Source organism: Leisingera daeponensis DSM 23529, assembly GCF_000473145.1.
GTDB classification, from domain to species: Bacteria; Pseudomonadota; Alphaproteobacteria; order Rhodobacterales; family Rhodobacteraceae; genus Leisingera; species Leisingera daeponensis.
In genome coordinates this window covers 3,720,790-3,741,311 of record NZ_KI421500.1, presented here as the reverse complement: position 1 = coordinate 3,741,311, position 20,522 = coordinate 3,720,790, and the positions used below count along the sequence as shown (strand labels likewise).

14 protein-coding genes and 2 pseudogenes are annotated in these 20,522 nt (G+C 58.9%); 8 read left to right on the top strand and 8 right to left on the bottom strand.

Going from position 1 to position 20,522, the window contains the following annotated elements; all coding sequences use genetic code 11:
- Positions 1–40: 40 nt before the first annotated feature.
- Positions 41–1,429: a sensor histidine kinase gene (locus tag DAEP_RS22990; protein WP_051337448.1), complete on the bottom strand. Its 1,389-nt coding sequence runs from the start codon at positions 1,427–1,429 to the stop codon at positions 41–43.
- 464 nt (positions 1,430–1,893) lie between these two features.
- On the opposite strand from DAEP_RS22990, the gene DAEP_RS24060 reads away from it, so the two are divergent.
- Together DAEP_RS24060 and DAEP_RS23410 are read left to right on the top strand one after the other, a co-directional pair.
- On the top strand, positions 1,894–2,172 hold the full coding sequence (locus DAEP_RS24060) for a hypothetical protein (RefSeq protein ID WP_154665090.1): 279 nt from the start codon (positions 1,894–1,896) through the stop codon (positions 2,170–2,172).
- Positions 2,173–2,185: 13 nt separating this feature from the next.
- On the top strand, positions 2,186–4,600 hold the full coding sequence (locus tag DAEP_RS23410; RefSeq protein ID WP_084204467.1) for an ATP-binding protein: 2,415 nt from the start codon (positions 2,186–2,188) through the stop codon (positions 4,598–4,600).
- A gap of 612 nt (positions 4,601–5,212) precedes the next feature.
- Here the strand turns inward: DAEP_RS23410 and DAEP_RS0118705 are convergent.
- Entirely contained in the window at positions 5,213–5,395 is a 183-nt protein-coding gene (locus DAEP_RS0118705; RefSeq protein ID WP_027245740.1) for a hypothetical protein, read from the bottom strand.
- A gap of 241 nt (positions 5,396–5,636) precedes the next feature.
- Here DAEP_RS0118705 and DAEP_RS0118700 point away from each other — a divergent pair, with 241 nt between their 5' ends.
- The 3 genes from DAEP_RS0118700 to DAEP_RS24055 all read left to right on the top strand — a co-directional run bounded on the left by DAEP_RS0118700 (position 5,637) and on the right by DAEP_RS24055 (position 7,011).
- Positions 5,637–5,834 (top strand): CsbD family protein, encoded by a 198-nt coding sequence (locus DAEP_RS0118700; protein ID WP_008557836.1) that lies wholly within the window; start codon positions 5,637–5,639, stop codon positions 5,832–5,834.
- A 201-nt stretch (positions 5,835–6,035) separates the two neighbouring features.
- Positions 6,036–6,503: a ferritin-like domain-containing protein gene (locus DAEP_RS0118695; protein WP_008557599.1), complete on the top strand. Its 468-nt coding sequence runs from the start codon at positions 6,036–6,038 to the stop codon at positions 6,501–6,503.
- A 334-nt stretch (positions 6,504–6,837) separates the two neighbouring features.
- Entirely contained in the window at positions 6,838–7,011 is a 174-nt protein-coding gene (locus tag DAEP_RS24055; RefSeq protein ID WP_154665089.1) for a hypothetical protein, read from the top strand.
- A gap of 202 nt (positions 7,012–7,213) precedes the next feature.
- Here DAEP_RS24055 and DAEP_RS0118685 read toward each other — a convergent pair whose 3' ends face one another.
- The 3 genes from DAEP_RS0118685 to DAEP_RS0118675 all read right to left on the bottom strand — a co-directional run bounded on the left by DAEP_RS0118685 (position 7,214) and on the right by DAEP_RS0118675 (position 10,244).
- The gene (locus DAEP_RS0118685) at positions 7,214–7,603 is read right to left on the bottom strand and encodes a phage holin family protein (RefSeq protein ID WP_027245739.1); all 390 of its coding nucleotides are present in this window, start codon (positions 7,601–7,603) and stop codon (positions 7,214–7,216) included.
- Positions 7,604–7,880: 277 nt separating this feature from the next.
- Positions 7,881–8,612 carry a YbaY family lipoprotein gene (locus DAEP_RS0118680; protein ID WP_027245738.1) on the bottom strand — a complete coding sequence of 244 codons (732 nt, stop codon included), beginning with the start codon at positions 8,610–8,612 and terminating at the stop codon, positions 7,881–7,883.
- A gap of 165 nt (positions 8,613–8,777) precedes the next feature.
- Positions 8,778–10,244 (bottom strand): phospholipase D family protein, encoded by a 1,467-nt coding sequence (locus tag DAEP_RS0118675; protein ID WP_245595121.1) that lies wholly within the window; start codon positions 10,242–10,244, stop codon positions 8,778–8,780.
- A gap of 582 nt (positions 10,245–10,826) precedes the next feature.
- Here DAEP_RS0118675 and DAEP_RS0118670 point away from each other — a divergent pair.
- Both DAEP_RS0118670 and DAEP_RS22980 read left to right on the top strand, forming a co-directional pair.
- Positions 10,827–12,641, top strand: coding sequence for an amidohydrolase (locus tag DAEP_RS0118670; protein WP_027245736.1), 1,815 nt, complete (start codon positions 10,827–10,829; stop codon positions 12,639–12,641).
- A 143-nt stretch (positions 12,642–12,784) separates the two neighbouring features.
- A pseudogene (locus DAEP_RS22980) lies at positions 12,785–13,171 on the top strand (integrase core domain-containing protein); the annotation flags it as partial.
- A gap of 55 nt (positions 13,172–13,226) precedes the next feature.
- Here DAEP_RS22980 and DAEP_RS23720 read toward each other — a convergent pair.
- Positions 13,227–13,454: a hypothetical protein gene (locus DAEP_RS23720; RefSeq protein ID WP_084204466.1), complete on the bottom strand. Its 228-nt coding sequence runs from the start codon at positions 13,452–13,454 to the stop codon at positions 13,227–13,229.
- 251 nt (positions 13,455–13,705) lie between these two features.
- Here DAEP_RS23720 and DAEP_RS0118660 point away from each other — a divergent pair.
- Positions 13,706–14,566, top strand: a pseudogene (locus DAEP_RS0118660) (IS3 family transposase); the annotation flags it as partial.
- A gap of 146 nt (positions 14,567–14,712) precedes the next feature.
- Here the strand turns inward: DAEP_RS0118660 and DAEP_RS0118655 are convergent.
- Positions 14,713–17,892, bottom strand: coding sequence for an efflux RND transporter permease subunit (locus tag DAEP_RS0118655; protein WP_027245733.1), 3,180 nt, complete (start codon positions 17,890–17,892; stop codon positions 14,713–14,715).
- Positions 17,889–20,090, bottom strand: a complete 2,202-nt coding sequence (locus tag DAEP_RS0118650; RefSeq protein ID WP_027245732.1) for an efflux RND transporter periplasmic adaptor subunit — start codon at positions 20,088–20,090, stop codon at positions 17,889–17,891. The genes DAEP_RS0118655 and DAEP_RS0118650 overlap by 4 nt, the downstream gene beginning before the upstream one ends.
- Between the last annotated feature and the right edge of the window lie 432 nt (positions 20,091–20,522).

Sequence of the window (20,522 nt, the reverse complement as noted above, 5' to 3'; positions counted from 1 at the left end):
GAGGCAAGAGCACCTAATTCGCCATTAGCCCGCGAGACCGTCAGATGGGGATCGAAAGCCTGTGCGCCGTTCCGTTCGATGCGCTGTCGGTGACCAGCTCTCCCCCAAGCTGCATGGCAAAGGAATTGGTCAGCTTCTGCCCGAGCCCAGAATCCACACGCGCCTGCGGGTCAATCCCGGGGCCGTCATCGGACACTCTCAGGGTCATCGCACTGTCATCAATTGAAAGCTCGACGGTCAATCGCCCGTCGGTGCGATCATCAAACGCATACTTCAAACTATTGGTGACCAGTTCGTTTACGATCAGTCCGAGCGGCACAGCGATGCGGGTGGACAGCGCCGCATCGGCGATGTCGTAGCTCAGCAAGACCTTGTCGGAATAACCGGAGGATCCGACCAGATCCTCGATGAGGGTCGGAATATAGATACTGGCCATGACGCTGTCGATCGACCCGGTCTGGGAAAGTGTCCGGTAAAGGCTCCCCACCGCGTCGACTCGCGCCCTCATCCTTGCAAACGCCTTCCTGCAATCGTCATCCGTCATACTGCGCGCTTCGAGCGCGATGATGCCGCCGATCATCGTGAGACTGTTCATCACGCGATGATTGAGCTCTTCGAGCAGACGTCCGGCATGATCCAGCGCCGCTTTCCTCTCAGCCTCAAGATGCCGCCGCACGGTCACATCCTCCATCGCAAGCAGAAGCGAATGAGTGTTGTTGCCTTCGCGAAAGACCTTTCGGGCGTTCAGCAGTATCACACGCTCGCCGATCTCAGGGAACGCGTGGCTGACCTCGTAGTCTTCGACAACCGTGTTGTTCGGGACAACATTGAGCAGCAGGTCGACAAGCGCCGGGATCGCCCATTGTCCTTCCCCAAGTTCGGTAAGCCTTCGTCCCAGCGTGACGTCCTGGCCGACATGAAAGGTGGAGAAGAATGCGCGGCTTGCAGCAGTAACGCGAAGGTCTTCGTCAAGCACCAGCAAAGGCTCGCGGATAGTATCGACGATGCCGGTCGCCAGCAGGCGTTGCCTCTCGAGTTCCGCAGCCATGTCGCTCGCTACCGTGACATCCTCGATGGCGACCAGAATGCGTCGCGAGCCATTGCCGGGACGGACGGTCTTCCTGGCGTTCAACCGCATGACCCGGCGCCCGATGTGCTCGAACGCATGGTCGACCTCGAAGTCCTCGACGGTGGTCCTCTCGCCGAGGATCTTGTCCAGTTCCCCGAGCAAGGAAGGGATATTCCACTGCCCGTTGCCCAGTTTGGCCAAAGGCGCGCCGATGGTCTCGGCCTCGTCGACTTCGAAGACTTTGAAAAACCGGTCGTTGGCATACTCCACGACCAGGTCATCGGTGAGCACCAAAAGGCACTCTCTCAGGCTGGCTACGATTTCGGTTGGCTCAATATGGACAAGTGCGTCAACGTTCATGATCTCGCTCCGACAAGCGAGTTCATCTAGCCGCCAGCTGCCCCGCATCTGTCACTCTAAAGCAAGCGGTCCGTAACATGAAGCTCGGAAGCTCCCCGGCTGACTTGGACGGCTCTATCGTCTTGAAACTTTCGCGATTGGCTTTGATGTGATGTGCTACCCATCGCCCCCCTGGCCTTGAACTCGGGCGCGTGCACCTTGCGTTTCGGCATTCCTGATCTCCTTCTCACCGAAGATCCGCAGTCTGCAATTCGCAGCTTATGTCAGTGTCCGGGTTTCGACGGCACCTCGGATTTCCAAGGGAAACTTCTCCCGGAAATCCACGTTCCGAACCCTGCTGCCGATTGCCGTTTAAACTATTACATATACTGAAAATTCAAAGTTTACCTGTACCCCGGTTCCACTGGATACGGTGAGGCCTGTTAGATGTCGTTGAAATACAAAACTGCGGGCGCAATTCTGTCGTGCGCGATCTTGTCGGCGCCTATGGTTTCGGTCCCGCTGATTGGCGGACAGAACCAGCTTCGAAACAGTCCAGCCAGCGGGAATTGTCCCAGTGGGAAAAAATCATGACTGCATCCTTCGGTGCGGAACAGGCCGCCCTTGCAGGCGGCGGGACAAGAGAGATATCTGCGCGTGCAGCGCCATTCGCTGAAGAGCGCCGCGCGAACCGTTTTACTGCCTCCACCCGTCTTGCCATGGCTGTCCGCGATCAGGCGCTAGGCCCGAAAAAGGCTAACTGACAGGAAAATTTGAATGCCGCATTCCAGATCGGCCTCCGAAGCTGCCCGGCTAAAATATATTGACAGCCTCGTCCACGAATTGGCGCCTCCCGCTGAGACCTTGCAAAATCTCTGCAATTTGGCCGCCCGGATTGCCCGCGCAGACTTTGCCCTGATTTCGGTGATCGGAGACTCCGAGCTGCACGTGTTTGCGGCAGCAGGTTTCACAGCCCCGAAGTCGGTCCCGCGCGATTGCACAATCTGCACGCATCTCCTCAGCGGCCCGCCCTCTCTGGTTCTGCGGGATGCCACACTGGATAGCCGCTTCAACACCCTGCCCTTCGTCGCAAGTGAACCTCAGGTGCGCTCTTATGCCGGCGCTGCGCTGGAAACCGGCAGCGGGATGCGCCTGGGGGCGATCTGCGTTGCGCATTCGGCGCCAGAGCAGTTCGGGGAGGATACAGCCGCAATCCTCAGCGACCTGGCAGCCATCGCCACCGACTTGATAACACGGCACACCGATCAGATGCTGGCGGCTGAGGCTGCGCGCAAGGATGCGCGCAATGCCTGGCTTGGCCGCATCATCGAGGCCAGTCTGCACGAAATCTATGTCTTCGACCCGGTCAGCTGGCTTTTCGAGGAGGTGAACCTGGGGGCCCGGCGCAACCTCGGCTACAGCCGGGACGAAATTCTTGGCATGACCGCGCTCGACATAAAACCGGATTTCACCGCAGAGGAGTTTGCCGCCCTACTGGCGCCTCTGCGAGCTGGAGACCGGCGGACGCTAGAATTGAGCACCCGCCACCAGCGCAAGGACGGCAGCTGCTATCCCGTCTCGATCAAGCTGCATCTGCTTGAGGCCGACCGGCCGCTCTATGTCGCCATGGTCGAGGATATCACCGAGAAACGGGCCGATCAGGAGGCCGCCAGGCTCGCCAATGAAAGGTTGTCAGACGCAGTCGAAGCCCTTGCGGACGGCTTTGTCCTGTTCGACAAAGACGAGCGGCTGGTGCTGGCCAACAGCACCTACAGCGAGATGTTCCCCGAAGGGGCCGAAATCGTGCGCCCTGGCGTGTCCTACCGCGAAATTGTCACCAGCCTTGCCAACTCCAAGGTCTACGGGCGGCCGGATATAGACACCGCCGCGTTTATCGAGTCGCGGATGGAAGTATTCCGTGCCGGCGACGCGTCCCAGCTTCTGCGCATCAGCGACGGACGTGTTCTCAAAGCCTATGACCGCAGGACCGCGGATGGCGGCTATGTCTGCCTCAGGGTTGATGTAACAGAGCTGGAAGAGGCGCGCGCCAAGGCCGAAGCGGCCAATGCCGCAAAGTCTGCCTTCCTGGCAAACATGAGCCATGAGATCCGTACGCCGATGAACGGCATTCTCGGCATGCTCGATTTGATTGCGGACACACCGCTCACGCCCGAACAGCAAGACATGCTGCAGACAGTGACAGCGTCTTCGGAGACGCTTCTGGCGATCCTCAACGACGTGCTTGACCTGGCCCGGATCGAGGCCGGGCGCGAGGAACTGGACAACGCCCCCTTCAGCCCCGCGCGCGTGTGCCGGAAAGTGGCGGACCTGCATCAGGCGGTGGCCAGCCACAAGGGAATCGCGTTCGAAATTGATCTGGGACCAGGAACCGACAACCCGCGGCTGGGCGATGCCCGGCGGATTGAGCAAATCCTGCACAACCTGTGCGGAAACGCACTGAAGTTCACTGAAGCCGGGAAGGTGCGGCTGAGCGCGTGGACCGGGCCTGGCGGCCTCATGCTGTCGGTTTCTGATACCGGCACCGGCCTGACGGAGGACGATCAGGTCCGGGTTTTTTCAAAGTTCGAACAGGCCGGTCCGGCCGCCTCAGCCTTGGGCGGCACAGGACTTGGGCTGACCATTGTAAAGGAACTTGTGGAGCGTATGGGCGGAAGCCTGTCAGTGGCTTCTGCTCCTTCCGAAGGCACTGAGATCCAGTTGCAGCTTTCTCTCCCTCTGGCGGCTGGTGACATTGCCGCGGCGCCGCCGGCCGCCCCCGCCTTCGCAAGCGAGCCGGTGCCTCCAGCCCGCGCTCCCCGCTTGCTGGTCGCCGAGGACAACGCCACCAACATGCTGATCTTGCAAAAATTCCTCGATAAGTTCGGCTATATCTCAGTACCATGCCGCGATGGAGTGGAGGCCGTTTCCGCCTGGGAACCCGGTGCCTTTGATTGCTTGCTGATGGACATTTCGATGCCCCGCATGTCCGGCATTGAAGCGCTGACCCGCATCCGCGCCCGCAATGACGCCTTGGGCAGGCCGTACATCCCTGCGGTTGCCGCAACAGCGCACATCATGCCCGAGCAGAAGGAAGAATTGCTGCGGGCCGGTTTTGACGCCGTCCTGACCAAACCCACCCGCGCGCGCGAATTGCAAGAAACACTTCGCAACGTGCTGGGGGTACTGCGCTGAGCCTTGGCCTTGGACCGCCGGAAGCTTGATTTTTCCGGCTCTGTAACGATGACGGGCTGGCGGCGCTATCCGGATAATGACTGGCAATCAGGACGGTATATCCCATTGCGATGAGCGGTCTGTCCTCATTGCAGTGCCGGCGCCAATCCTTCAGCTTCTTGCGGGCATGTGCAGATCTCTTGAACCAGTGCGCGTTCACGCGTCTCTGCGTTCTCCCAGGCCGCCGTTCGACCGCGGCCTGATCCGGCCGCCGGGACTTGCAGCGGCAGGCGGATGCGGCGCAGCAGACGGCCCCGCATCCCGAGAATGCACATGCTGAACATCAGCGGCAGGCGCAATCCGGAAAATAATCTTCTCTTTTTTGGGAACCAATGCGCCTGTTAAGCGTTTCCTCGCAGTCCGCGACTGTTCCATGGGAACGCGCTGTTTTCAGCGGACATGGTGAGAGCCGCCAGCGGCGGGGTAACGAGTGAAGATGTTGGAGAAACGGTAGCCCGGGGGTGGGCTGCCGTTTCTTTTCGTGAACAGTGCTTCCTCACGCCACGCACCGCACAGAGCGCACAGAGAGTGCCCGGCGGGCGCCCGCCTCAGCGGTTCCTAGATCCTTGGCCTTCAGCTCTTGCGGCTCTGCTCCTCGGCATTCGGGCTTGCCGCCGGTGCCTCATCCATCGTCTCAGTGGCGTCGTTCCAGTGATCCTTGGGCTTCTGACGCATCTTTTTGGGATCGTCCTGAATCGTGTCCGGGCGGCCACCTTCGGTTTTTAGGTGATCGACGCTTGCTGGTTTGTCCGACATTTTCTCTCTCCCGAGCGGCTTCTAAACTTCAACGTTTCCCGTGTGGCAAAGTTCCTTCACACCCGCACTTGGCGCCGAGCGGCGCTGACACCCTGTGATTTCGGGACACCCGCACGAAGCTCAGGGAGCGCATCCCAAAGCAGCCCTTGAGCCGTTTTCTGCTCAGCCAGGAACGGACGGGAACAACCTCCTCAAGAAAGCGTTTCCTACCCAGTCGCAGAAAAGGCGAAAGGAGACTGCTATGAACTGGGATCAAGTCAAAGGCCAATGGAAACAACTCAAAGGTTCCGCGCAGAGAACCTGGGGAGAGATCACTGGCGACGAATGGGATCAGATTGAGGGTGACCGTGAAATACTCTCCGGCAAGATCCAGGAGCGGTACGGGCGCACCAAGGAAGAAGCCGAACGCGAGATCCACGACTGGTCGCGCGGCCTCTGAGCCCGAGCGTTACTACCTTGAGGAATTGAGCCAGTCCCGCGCTGCGACTTTGCAGGCCGGGGACTGGCAGCCCTCCAGCGCGCGGCCCGGGCAGATCCAGCTGAGGCTGAACGCCGACCACTGCCGCAGAGATCAAGCGGGCCGCGGGTATTCCTCGCGGCCCCGGCAAGGCAAGCTTAACCTTATGATGAGGACCAACCTATGAAAACTCTGAGCGACGTTTTCCTGCACACCCTGCAAGACATCTACTACGCTGAAAACCAGCTCGTGAAATCGCTCCCTGAAGTCCAGGAGGCTGCCAACGGCAAGGCATTGAAGGACGCAATCGGTGAGCACCTGGAAGAAACCAAGGGCCAGGTGAAGACCTTGGAAAAAGTGTTCAAATCCATCGGCGAGAAACCCTCCGGCGAAAAGTGCGATGCGATCGAAGGGCTGATCAAGGAAACACAAGGCTTGATGAAGGAAGCAACCGGCGACGGCAAAAATGCTGCGCTGATCGCGGCTTGCCAGGCTGTCGAGCACTATGAGATCGCCAGGTATGGCACTCTGCGCGAATGGGCCAAGCAACTGGGCCATGACGAGGCGCACGACCTGCTGACGTCGATCCTGGACCAGGAGAAAGCTGCGAACAGCAAGCTGACACACTTGGCGATCTCCAAGATCAACTGATCGGATTGCCATTGGCCTGATTAAGAATAACTGCCGCGCCAGTGTGTTGGCCGCGGCAGTTCTAACCAAGCCATCGCGCCGCCCGCTACCGCTGCAAACAGTTCGCCGACGCGATCGGAGTCTCTTCTGACGGGCCTAAAATCACTGGTGATGGTGACGAGGCGCGTGAGGCTCGGGTGCGGCCCTTGGTCGAGCTGGACGCCCGGCGCCAGCAGCGGGGACGTGAGCTGGAGCACACCCCTGCCCCGGACACGGTGGTGTTTCACCCGCCGATGGCGGAGGTCACGGGGAGCGGATCACTCGGCTGATCAAGGGCCTTGGCTCCGCCGAGGGCGTGGAAGAAACCAAGAAGGCGCTGCGGGCACTGTTGGAGCGGATCGTGCTGGCGCCTGCGGCGGAGGACCCTGAAAAAGATCTGCCCCTTGAGAGGGATCTGGCCGGGCTGGTGCCACTTGCGGCGGGTGCGCAGGGTCCAAACGCGGATAAGGTCCCGGACAGAACGCCGTAAGAATTTGATATACCTTGAGAATTATTGCTGTCTGGGATCGGGCAACCGGCTCACCTACCTGCCCTCTTTGCAATCATCCAAACGCTTGGTAGCGCACAGTTCACGGCAACTCAGCGCAGAAAGCGTCCTTCGCAGACCCCTGCAAAGCACACTGGATTGTCGCGCTTCGCATAGGGCGGCGTAAGAACCGGTTGAAATGGCCTCATGACGACTTCTTCTTTTCGGCGAGCTGCTTGAACAGGTAGATCGGGATCAAGATCTCCGCTATGAGGCTGCCTAGCCATACCAGCAAAGTGGCGGCCAGCCAGTTGGCAACGCCGCCAATGACCATGCCATCCAGCAGCAGGTCAGTAACGAACAGCCCGATGAAGACGGTCACGAGCGCCACACCCCCCAAGAGTTGCGGCAGACGCTTAAGCGACATCTTGATGACCAGCGGGCTGAGAACCGCCATTATGACCGAAAACGAGAGGGCCACGATAACGAAAGAAAGCGGGTCAATCTGGAAACCGCTCAGCAGGGCTGCGGCCAGCAATAGTCCAATAGCGTTGGCAATCAGATAGGCCACGGCGGCAAGGATAAGTCTGACCATCTCAAACACCCCTATTCGGCCGCGAAATCAATACACGCGTATCCGCAATCAGCGGCCCAAAACATTTTTAGGTTGTGGATACTACGCGTGCAGCTTCCGGCGCACAGCCAGCTCCGTCAAGGAAAATTGACCGTCACCTGATGACGCTTGTGCAAAACGGCGGGAACCCGGGACAGGATTCAGACCTCCCGCTGCCCATCTCCGTTTGCCCCCCTCTCAGCAGGGCAACCAAGCGCACGACCGGTCAGCGCCCGATTACCACACCGCCGATTGCGCTTCAGCCGGGACGTTCAGTCAGGCGCAGCGTGACGATGCCCGCAGCATTGGTCAGGCTCAGGTTTTTGCCGGCGCGCACATAACCTGTGCTGGCCGTGACGGCGTCGAGCATTTCTTGCTCGATCTTCATGCGCGCCTCCGGGCACATGCGGCGGGTGCCGGCGAAAGCCTTGGGAAAGGTGAGCACGCCGTGTCCTACATCAGCGGTGCCGGTAAAACGGTTGCAGCCGCCGTACATTGAAAAGCCGCCGCCCTGGGTGAAAGCAAGGGTGGGCGCGTCACTGATAATCAGCATCCGCCCGCCGATCTCGAAGGCTTGCCATTCAACGCCGGCAATGCCGGGTATCGCGGCCTCCAGAACGATCTCCGGCCGCTCCGGCGCATCATGGGTCAGTGCCGGATAGAAGGTGGTTGTGCGCAGCAACGCCTCATCGCCAACGGCGACCTTTGCTGCAATCACATAGCGCATGCGTGCGTCGATGGCATCACTGTCATAGGACAAGCGCACCTCGACCGGCAGGTTGTCGATCTTGTAAACGGCGGACGCAAGGGTGACAGAGGGCGCATCGGCCCGTGACACATCAAGCAGCTCGACTTGCAGAAACGCCTCAGGAGGAAGCGCCGCGCCCTCCTGCAGATGCACAACAACTGGCAGTTCTACGGTTTCGGCCATGGCCGGTCCACCTGCAATCAGGGCAGCAAGGGCGATGCCTCGGGTCCGGGTCAGTTTCATGCCTGTCCTCCTTGATCTGCCCCGGATGTGCGGGGCCGGTTTTCGCGATAAAGCCAAGCTGTAATTGCCGGGCGTCTCTGTCCGTAAAAGTTGCCTCGCGCGCAATCGTATTAATAACGCCGCAGCTCGGGGCCTGGGCGTTTCATATGTCTCCCGCAGGGGTGCTCAGAGCATCCCCTCCACTGGCAGCCAGCTCACCAGACGGGCAAAGGCGCGTTGCATCAGCGTCGCTTCCGGCTCCTTTTTCAGTACCTCCTCGCTGCCGTCCTTTCGCGTCTCAATCCAAATCACCCGGCCTTCCGCCGTCTCCGAGACCCGGTAGAACTGCTCCTTGTCCTCCAGCATCTTAGCAAGCCCCTGCGCCATGGCGCGGCTTGGCATCAGCAGACCCATTTCCGTATTCAGCCGGGCTGAGCGCGGATCGAAGTTGAAGGAGCCGACAAAGATCTGCTCGCCATCGATGGCAAAGGTCTTGGCGTGCAGGCTAGAAGCAGAGCCGACGATCAGGTGTGACAGGCCATGCTCGCGCACTCGCTCGGCCGCGGGACGCAGCTCCAATGTCTCGACCCCTGCCGCCACAAGGTCGCCCCGGTATCTCATGTAGGCCCCATGCACCGGCACCACGTCGGTAGAGGCCAGCGCATTTGTCAGAACACGCGTCCGCACGCCGTCAGCCGCAAAACCGGTCAGAATCTCGGTGCCCGCCTCGCCGGGAATGAAGTAGGCCGAGACAAGGTCGAATGTCTTTTTTGGCTGGGCGATCTCGATGATCCGGGTGATCAGCAGATCCTGATCCTCGGCCTCCCCCAGCGCCTTGGCCGGATCGTCACTGAAGAAGCTGACCTCACCCCACTCCATGATCAATGTGCCCGCCTCGATCCGCTGCACCAGTGGCGTATTCCTAATGGTGTCGATGTACTGCGCAGCAAGGGCACTGGCGCGGGCCTGTTCGGCATGGGCCAGCAGGCTCTCCGTCCCGCCAGGGGCATCCTCCAGGATCAGCTCCGCCGGGTAGGCGGAACGGCTCGCCCAATAGAGGTCGAAATTCTGCGAGACATCCGCCACCACGGGTCCGGCCGCTAGCACGTCGGCGTCGAAGTAATGCACGCCCTTCCCGTAATCGAAATAGATGTTGCCGATGTTGCGCCCGCCGAGAATGACCGCGGCACCATCAACGATCATCGCCTTGTTGTGCATCCGGTGGTTCAGGCGCGGGAAGTCGAAGACATAGGAAAGCAGCTTGGGGCTGCGCAGTGTGAAGGGATTGAAGATCCGCAGTTCGACGTTCGCCATGGCGTTCAGCGCCGCCAGTTCCGCGTCAAGGCCGGGAATGCCGTTGTCGTCCAGCAAAAGCCGCACCCGAACGCCGCGCTCCGCCGCCTTGCGCACCTCGTCAAGAAGCATCCAGCCGGTCTCGTCCCCCTGCCAGATGTAATATTGCAGGTCGATGCTCTCCTGCGCGGCGCGGACCAGCAAGACCCGGGCAGCATAGGCTTCGCGGCCGTCGGAGAGCGGCCAGATCCCTGTTTTCCCCGGATGCGCCGCTGCCGCGGGGATCAGCGCCGCCCCAAGCGCTGTCTCACCCGTGGCCGGGAGTGCCGTGCTGGCTGGCTCGTCCGGCAGGCTTGGCAAAGGGAAAACGAGGCGCAGGCCGAAAACTATGGACGCACACAAGATTGAGAGAATAAAAAAGAACCTGAGAACGCGCATGGGGCTTCCGGCCTTGGACCTGCACAGTCAAAGTAGCGCCCGGTGCGTTCAGCGGTCAACGCTTTGTGCCCATCATGATCCTAGCAACTGTATTTGTCATGCCGGCTGAGCGTTCCGCTTTTTTTTGCGGTTTTCGGCTGAGTGAGCGAGCAGAACCGCGCCGGGTTTGCCGGGGGGGGGTCTTAGGTCCGCTGTGCGCATAGCAGTGCCCTTTGCAAACTCGACCGTTTGACGCAACCAGCCGGAGTTAATGCTGCGGAGCAGTCCATGCTTCCTGCCATTCGCTGCGACTGCAAAGTATTGGGCCCGTTGAACTCACACAGCGCGAGACTTTGCTGCCGTTTGGGGTGTTGTCTCCCGTGGTTGCCCAGGTGGAGCCTTGACGCGTTTCTTGTTGGCACAGGTTTCGGAAAAACTCACGCGAACGCGACCGTCTTTATATGGTAGACGAGAAAATTTATCGGCCTACCTGATTTACCTGCGATTTTGAGAAAGTGACTTACCATGGATTGCACGAGAACAAGTCTGCTTGCAGTTGCTGCAAGTATCGTCGGTTTCTTTAATTCGACTGCGATAGCCCAGGAAATTGCCGATACGATCTACACCGGCGGCCCCATTCTGACGATCAATGATGCCCAGCCGACTGCCGAGGCCGTAGCTGTCAAAGACGGGATTATCATGGCTGTCGGTGATCTGGACAACATGCTGACGCTGCAGAATGATGCGACACAAGTCTACGATCTGGACGGCCGCGCGATGGTGCCGGGCTTCGTAGACAGCCACGGTCACGTGGTTTTCGGCGGCCTGCAGGCACTGTCGGCGAACCTGCTTGCGCCACCGGATGGAAAAATCACAGACATTGCGAGCCTGCAGGACAACCTGAAGGCGTGGGCCGAGGAGAATTCGGCAGCAGTCGAACAGACCGGCGTCATCATCGGTTTTGGCTACGACAACGCCCAGCTTGCGGAGTTGCGGCACCCGACGAGGGAAGACCTGGATGCGGTTTCCACAGATGTTCCGATCATCATCGTCCACCAGTCCGGGCACCTCGGCGTAGCCAACTCCAAGGTACTGGAGATTGTCGGCTACGATGCCTCGACCGAAGATCCACCAGGGGGCGTGATCCAGCGCGGCCCGGATGGCAACCCCAACGGCGTGCTGGAGGAATACGCGTTCTTTGCAGCTCTGGGTCCTGTGCTGAACGAACTTGGTGCGGAAGGCATAGCAGCCTTCTCTGCCGCCGGCTCAGAACTTTGGGCGAGTTTTGGCTACACGACCGCGCAGGATGGCCGGTCGTCGGCGGGCGCTGTCGAGACGCTGAAAGCCGTGGACACCGAGGGCAGGATCGCGGTTGATGTCGTCGCGTATCCGGATGTCCTCGAAGCACAGGATTACATTCGCGAACACGTATCCAAGGACTACGACAGTCACATCCGCGTCGGCGGCTGCAAGCTTACAATCGACGGTTCGCCGCAAGGATTTACGGCGCTCCGGGACCGGCCCTATTACGACCCGGTGGGAGATTATCCTCCGGGATATGCAGGTTACTCAGCGGTGACCATGGAGCAAGTTCATAACGCGGTGAACTGGTGCTTTGAAAACGGTATCCAAATTCTGGTTCACGCCAACGGCGAAGGCGCTTCCGACATGTTCATCGCAGCCATCGAAACGGCGCAACAGAAGTATGGCGATCCAGGCAACCGTCCGGTTTTGATCCACGGGCAATTCCTGCGCGAAGATCAGGTCGACGACCTGAAGCGGCTCGGTATTTTCCCGTCCCTGTTCCCGATGCACACGTTCTACTGGGGGGATTGGCACCGCGATCACACGGTCGGCCCCGTGAACGCCGACAATATCTCACCCACCGGTTGGCTTATGAAGCGGGATATGATGTTCGGCTCGCACCATGATGCACCGGTCGCCTTCCCTGACAGCATGCGAATCCTCGACGCGACGGTGACCCGACGCACGCGTTCCGGCGATATTCTTGGGCCGGAGCACCGCGTTGACGTCATCACGGGATTGAAGGCGCTGACCATCTGGCCAGCATGGCAGCATTTCGAAGAGGACCGTAAAGGCTCAATCGAGGTGGGAAAGATAGCCGACTTTGTAGTTCTTTCAGAGGACCCAACGGCGATCGATCCCGAGACCCTGGACACGATCAAGATCATCGCGACGATTAAGGACGATGAAGTTATCTACGAGCGGGACGAAAACGTGCAGAAGGGGGAACTTAATCGTTCGAACTTTGCGTTCTCACCCACTTTCGGTGACCAGTTCCTGCACGCCATGCACGACGGGTTGACCGTAGAGAACTGATTGGCGAGATGGCCAAACCCTGTGCCGCAGGATCGCTCCGGCGGAACAGAGACTTGGCCCAAAAATCGAAGCCTTCAATTCACATTGTCCGAAGATGTCACATTCGGGCTGCCAAATGTCATTCGCTGCCTTGGCACCAATGTCGCGAAGGAATGGGCATTGAGATCGACTTTTCACTGCCTGCGGAACGGGTTGTTCGAGCCCAGAACCAGATCATCGAACGGCGTGGTGCCCCTGGGACAATTCTGGCCGCCCACGGCCCGGAATACGTCAGTGGCACCCTCAGGGAATGGGCCGAAAACCGGGGCATCACCCTGGCCTACATCCAGCCCGGGTAGCCTCAACAGAAGGCCTATGTCGAGCGCTGCAACTGGACGGTCAGGCACGAATGGCTGGACTTATACATTTTCGAAAACACCGAAGAGGTCCAGCAGATTGCCACCGAGTGGCTCTGGTCCTACAACCATGAACGCCCGAACATGGGCAACGGCGGGATGACTCCTGCACAGAAACTGAAAATGGCCGCGTAAATTCTACGGCCAAGCCCCCGCAAAAATGGGGGGATTACCCCCCTGCCCTGCGCCATCAATCCAGCTTTCCCTGATCTCTGGTCTGGCGATCCGCCTTCAGTCGAGCCGTCTTGCTGGCGCGCTTCTCCGCCTCGCCATCGATGATGAGCTTCGCTGCAGCGGTCGTTTTGTCGATTGGCGTGCTGGCGGTGCGCTCGCCAGTGCCAGCCGGGCTGAGCGGCTGTCCACCATTTCCGTTTTGTCGAGGCAAATCGCGAAGAAGTTCTTCGAAAGACCGGTTCATGTTCGCGCCGTAGCGACTGCACGGTCGAGATCGACCGCCTTATCTGAATTCTGCATTGGAGAAACTCCTGCCCACACACTGCCCGCATGATGCGGCAGTTCGGCAATGTCGGTCTGAGTCGATCAACTGAAAGCCGCCAAGCGGAAGGCAGAGGGTCGATAAGAAAAACTATCGCTGTTAACAAGTAATCTTGAAACCTGCTTTTTCAAGGTGTCTCAGCCACCCGGCGTTGTTGCAGAACTCCCCCTTGAGGCCTGACTTTGAGCCCTGCCCGCCGTCGTGTCTGCATCGATCTGGTCCGCGAAGACCTGGGGTGTCTTGGAACGTCGGGCGTGTCGAGTGCTGCTCCAGCATCGCTCGACGCAGTGCAAGCTGCCGCGGGGCCGTGCTGACGAGGACCGGCTGGTCGCCGATAGATCGAGTTGGCCCGCCAGTACGGCCGCTACGGCTACCGCCGGATCGCAGCCCTGCTGAGAAACGCAGGCTGGCAGGTGAACGACAAGCGCGTCGAACGGCTATGGCGGCGAGAGGCGCTGAAGGTGCCAATGAAACAACTGAGGAAGGGTCGGCTCTGGCTGAACGACGGGTCTTGCGTCCGGTTGCGGCCGGAGTATCGGAACCACGTCTGGAGCTACGAGCTCGTGCATTGCCGGACCGACGACGGCAAGGCATTCCGGACGCTGAACATCCTCGACGATTTCAGCCGGGAGTGTTTGACCATCAAGGTCGGCCGCAGGCTCAACGCCACCAGCGTGATCGACGCGCTCAGCGATCTGTTCATCCTACGCGGCGTGCCCGCCTACATCCGTTCGGACAATGGCCCCGAGTTTATTGCCCAAGCCGACCGGGACTGGATCGGCGCCGTCGGTGCCAGAACGGCCTACATCGAACCCGGGTCTCCCTGGGAAAACGGATACCGCGAAAGCTTCAACGCCAGGTTCCGCGCCGAGTTGCTCAATGGAGAGATCTTCTACAGCCTGCGGGAAGCGCAGATCCTGATCGCAAAATGGCGGAGGCATTACAATATGAAGCGACCGCACAGTGCTCTGGGTTACCGTCCGCCGGCCCCTGAAACCACCGTCCCAATAGACCAAAGGCCGATCATCCACTAACACTCAAACCGGACCACTCAGGCGGGGCGGGTCAGTGCTATGGCTCGTCTGAGCGGAAGCGATGGGTGCAGCCAAAAGCGAGGCAACCAGGGTTACAGTAAGTTTTTTCATTGGATTGTCCCCTTAGGGTGATTTCACATTTCGTGCTATTCTGCCGGTACCGGTGATGCCTCTCGGCCGGGTTCCTGCAGCAGGGTTCGGTTGACCCGGGTAAGAGACAACCGCTTCCAGATCACAAAGATTGAAGGAATGACGAAAAGAGTCAGCAGCGTGGCAGTCGCCATCCCGCCAACCATCGGGGCTGCAATACGCTGCATGATCTCCGAACCGGTGCCTTGGCCGTACATGATCGGAATTAGGCCGGCGAAGATTGTCGCCACCGTCATAACCTTGGGGCGTACTCGTAGAAGTGCGCCTTCAAATACCACCTCTTCGACATCATTGGTTGTCAATTCGCGCTGCGCCTCAGCCGCGAGGTTTTTCCGCTTTTCCCAGGCTAGATTGAGATACAGCAGCATAACAATCGCGGTTTCAACCGCGACACCGGCAAGCGCAATGAACCCCACCAGAACGGCGACAGAGATGTCAAAGCTCAAATACCACAGGAACCAGACACCTCCTGCGAGAGCTACCGGCAAGGCAGCAAGGATGATCCCAACCTCAACTACTCGATTGAAGGCTAGAAAAAGCATCAGTGTGATGATAAGCAGCGTGGCCGGCGCTACCAGCTTCAGCCGCTCCTGCATACGCTCAATGTATTCGTACTGACCCGACCATGTGATCGAGTATCCGGGTGGCAATTCAACCTCTTCGGCGACCAGTTGCCGCGCTTCGGTTACGTAGCCTCCCAGATCCCGGCCAGCAATATCGATGAAAACGAAACCAGTGCGGCGCGCGTTTTCAGACCGGATCATACCGGGCCCATCCACTATTTTGACCTCTGCCAGGTTGCCAAGAGGAATATGCGCGCCGGACGGTGTGACCACCGGAAGGTCGCGCAGGCGTTCGGGGCTGTTCCGCCACTCCTGGGGGTAGCGAAGGTTTATCGGAAACCGCTCGAGTCCTTCCACGGATTCCGACACCTGCATTCCGCCGATTGCGGTCTGAACGACATCCTGCACTTCACGCACGCTCATCATATAGCGCGCAGCGGCATCGCGGTTGACGTCGATCTCCACGAAGCGTCCTCCAACTGGCCGCTCTGCATAGGCTGATGCCGTGCCGTCGATACCTGCAACCACGCGTTCGATATCGACACCAATTTGCCCGATGACGCTCAAATCAGCGCCGGAGATTTTGACGCCGACGGGTGTCTTAATCCCTGTGGCAAGCATGTCGATGCGGTTCTTAATCGGCTGAATCCAGACATTGGTCACACCAGGAATTTGCACAGCGCGGTCAAGCTCGTCGCGGATGCTTTCCATCGTCATTCCGTCGCGCCATTCGGATTCAGGTTTCAGCTGAATCGTTGTCTCGATCATCGTGAGCGGAGCGGGATCCGTGGCTGTATCGGCGCGTCCGAGCTTGCCATGCACCGTCGCGACCTCAGGGACCGTAGCAATCAGCCGGTCGGATTGCTGCAACACCTCGCGTGCCTTGCCAATGGAGACACCGGGGTACAGTGTCGGCATATAGAGGAGGTCGCCCTCGTTCAGCTCTGGCATGAACTCGGTCCCGATACGCTGCAGCGGCCACCACATGGATGCGACAAGCACACCGGCCAGCAACGTCGTGGCCCAGGGCCACGCGACGGCAGCATCCAGAAAGGGCCGGTAGATCCAGATCACGATACGGTTCAGGGGGTTCTTTTGCTCCGAGAGAATCCGGCCGCGCACAAAATATCCCATCAGAACAGGCACCAGCGTGATGGAAAGGATCGCCGCCGCTGCCATTGCGTAGGTCTTGGTGAAGGCCAGCGGTTTGAAAAGCCGCCCTTCCTGGCTTTCCAGAACAAAGACCGGCAAAAAGCTCACGGTGATGATTGCCAGGGAGAAGAAAAGCGCCGGCCCCACTTCGGTTGCGCATTCGGTGACGAGGCGCCAGCGGTTCTGATTGGTCAGCTTTTCCTTCTCTAGCCTTCGGTGCATGGCTTCGATCATGACGATGGCTGCGTCCACCATCGCGCCGATAGCGATGGCAATCCCGCCCAAACTCATGATGTTGGCATTCACCCCCTGCAGCTTCATGATGATGAAGGCTGCAAAGATGCCGAGAGGCAGCGACAGAAGGATCACGAGGGACGAGCGGATGTGCAGCAGGAAGGCTGCACAGACCAGAACGACAACGATAAATTCTTCGGTCAGCTTTGTTTCGAGGTTCTCGATTGCACGCTCGATAACGCCCGCGCGGTTGTAGGTTGTGACAAGCTCAACCCCTTCAGGCAGGTTTGCCCGCAACTCTTCGATACGCGCCTCAACAGCTTTGATCGTGGCCAGGGCGTTCCCGCCCCAGCGCAGGATAACGACCCCACCAACGGCATCGCCTTCGCCGTTAAACTCCCCGACGCCGCGCCGCATTTCCGGCCCAAGGCGGACGTCTGCCACGTCGCCAACTGTCAGTGCCGCACCGCGTTCGTTGACCAATAGCGGGGCTTTGGCGAGGTCCGCCAGTTCATCAACATAGCCCGTAGAGCGGATCATGAATTCCGCTTCGCCCATTTCAATTACGGAACCGCCGGTCTCGCGGTTGGCGTTTTGAATGGCACTGCGGATTTGCGGCAGGGTGACGTCAAAAGCACGCAGTTTGTTCGGGTCCACAACGACCTGATACTGCTTGACCATCCCGCCGATGGTTGCGACCTCTGACACGCCATCGACGGTTTGCAGTTCGTACTTCAGGAACCAGTCCTGGAGAGTCCGCAGCTGGGCCAGGTCGTGCCCGCCAGTCCGGTCAATCAGCGTATACTGGTAGATCCAGCCGACACCGGTTGCATCCGGCCCAAGCTGCGGGGAAACGCCTTCTGGAAGGTTTGCGGTTATCTGCCCCAGGTACTCGAGAACGCGGGTGCGCGCCCAGTAAAGGTCAGTGCCATCTTCGAAAACGACGTAGACATAGCTGTCGCCGAAAAAGGAAAACCCCCTCACGTCACTGGCCCCGGGCACAGCGAGCATGGCCGTGGCTATGGGGTAAGTGACCTGATCTTCGACAACCTGCGGAGCTTGCCCGGCATAAGGCGTGCGGACAATGACCTGAACATCTGACAAGTCGGGAATAGCATCTACGGGGGTTTCGCGGATCGCCCATATCCCGATCACGCCCATCATGAAAGCGAGTGCAAGAACGACGAAGCGATTTGCAACAGACCCCCGGATAATCGAAGCGATCATTGCGTCACCTCAACAGGCTTTATTCCTACGAGGGTCATTGTGAAGTCCGCTTTCTGAGTGAAAAGCAAAGTCGCTTCTTGTCCATCGGGCAGTTCAGCTAAGTCGAGTGCTGGATCAATTGAGAAATCCATGGTCATGCCCGGCATGCCAATCTGCGATACTGGGCCATGCGTGATGTTCGCCGTCCGCGTTTCAGAGTCGATGCTATTGATCTTGCCCAGCACCTCTATCGGTGGTGAGGCCGTTTCCACCTCGGTGAGCACCATGGTCATGCCGTCCGGACGGGCAAATGTCAGCACTGCCTCTTGGCCGACCGGCAGGCTGGCGATGTCCAATTCGTCACCCACAGCGAAACTCATGGTCATGCCTGGCATGCCGGTTTCCGCAATCAGGCCATGGGTGATCAGGGCCATGCGGGTTTCTGTGTCTACCTGATCAATCGTGCCGGAAACGAGAATGTCTGAAGCATCCTCGGAGGTGCTTGGTTTATTGGTCTCTGGGGTTGCATCTACGATGGGCTGGGAGCCTGCAGCCCGGACAGCGATAATGATGAACATCCCGTCATCGTTTTTTGAGAGATCGAACTCAACCGGCACATCCATGGGTACTTCGGCAATGTCTAGGCCTGCCACTGGCATATCCATCTGCATTGCAGGCCAGCCGAGTTCAGCAATAGGTTCATGTGAGAGCGACAGTTTTCCGTCCGTAGTCACGCCACTCACAATGCCGGTGCCTGTGGCAGCAACACCGTCGTCTGAACCAAGCTCGATGAGCCCGAGCAGGCCATCTGCTCCACGAGACAGCCGAAATGACACCTGCTGACCTGCAACCAAACCCGAAAGAGAAACATCAGCCCGGATCGGGAAACGAGACGTCATTTCTGGCCAGTCGAGGCTGTCTAGAGCACCGTGCCGGATCTCTGCCATACGGGTCTCAAAATCCAGCGCAACCAACTCTCCTGATCCGTGTGCAGGGGCTTCATCTGTCGGCGCCATGCGCATAAGTCCGGCGCTCAGTGCGCTTTCGCTGTCGATCAGGAATTGAGCTGAGGCTACAACCTCTTCTCCTGGCTCCAATCCCTGTGCAACTTCCGTACGCCCGCCGTCACCGAAATTGTCGCGTAGCCCCGCGGTAATGAGGCGGGGTTTGAAAGTGCCATTGCCGGTTTTCAGTATTACCCGTTCCGCGGCCCCGGTGCGAATGATGGCCTCTGTTGGGACAGTTAGAGCCATTCGATTTTCAGATGGGATCAGACTGACCGTACCGAACATGTTCGGGCGTAGCAGCATGTCGGAGTTGTCAAACTGCAAGCGCACGGGAAGAGTACGGGTCACTGCGTCCAGTTCAGGATAAATGTAGTCAAGTGAACCTTTGAAAACACGGCCAGGCAGGTGCTCAAACCGCGCTTCGGCAAGCATATTATCAGTCAGTTTTGCAATGTCGCGCTCAAAGACATCGACTATCAGCCAAACGGTTGAAAGTTCTGTCAGCGATGCCGCACGCGTACCGGGTTGCAGGAACATTCCGTCCGCAGCCTCAAGCGAAATCACAACACCGTCCTGCGGGGCCTCGACTTCAATGTTGCGCTCAGGAATACGGTTGGCTTCTATACGCTTGATTTGCCTGTCAGACATGCCGTGGCTGCGCAGTTTGTTGCGGGCGGCATCAATGATCTGAGGGTTTCCCGCCTCAATTGCGCGAACCAGGTCGCCGGCTGACGAGCCAATCTGTGGCGAGAACATCTCAAATAAGACATCGCCCTTTTGAACGGGATCTCCGACAGCGCGCACATTCAGCTTTTCGATCCAGCCGTCCACGCGGGTGTGAACATGGCTTGTCCGGTGCTCGTCGTAGCCAACAAAACCAACGGTTTCGATCTTGCCGGAGACCTCGGACATGCGTGAGATAGCCGTGCGGACGCCGATGGCGTTAATCTCTGCTGCGGAAAGTTGCACTTCTGCAGAGTCACCCGAAGGCTCTTGGCCTGCATACACGGGGACCAGATCCATCCCCATGGGGGATTTTCCCGGCCCTGGCTGCCGGAAGTTCGGGTCCATCGGTGCAACCCAATACAGGATTTCGGACTCGTTGGTCCCAATCATCGAAGAAGGGTTCAGGATAAGTTTTTCAAGATAAACTCCCCCAGCAACTCCTGCAGCAAGTGCAAGAATACCGAGAGCAAAATAGCGTCCACGCATAGAACACCTCGTTTCGGCTTGCGGCATGCAAACCTCGTCTGATCAGAATGAGATGGCGTGCTCGATTGCACGCCAAACGGATTCAATCAGACTGAACGGGGAGGGCGATCATGCGGGAGTTCTGACCTGGAAACTATTCCGGCTGAGTTCGTTATCACGAGTTGAACAGATACCAGGCGGTGCTCAACGGAAAGAATTGGTGCCGCGTTGACTTCGTGAACACAGCAGACAGCCACTGAACAAGACGCCAGCCCTTCCTCAGCAGGTTTTTCCCGTGCGTTACTTTGCTGGTGCCTGTGCGGCATTCTTTGTGCCGCTTTGCGCAAAGTGCATGTCTCGTGCTGTACTTCGGAAACGCCGGTGGCGGCATCTGCGGGAGGCGATGCATGTGCAGAAATGGCAGCAAGCGTGTTCAGGAAAACCACAGCAACA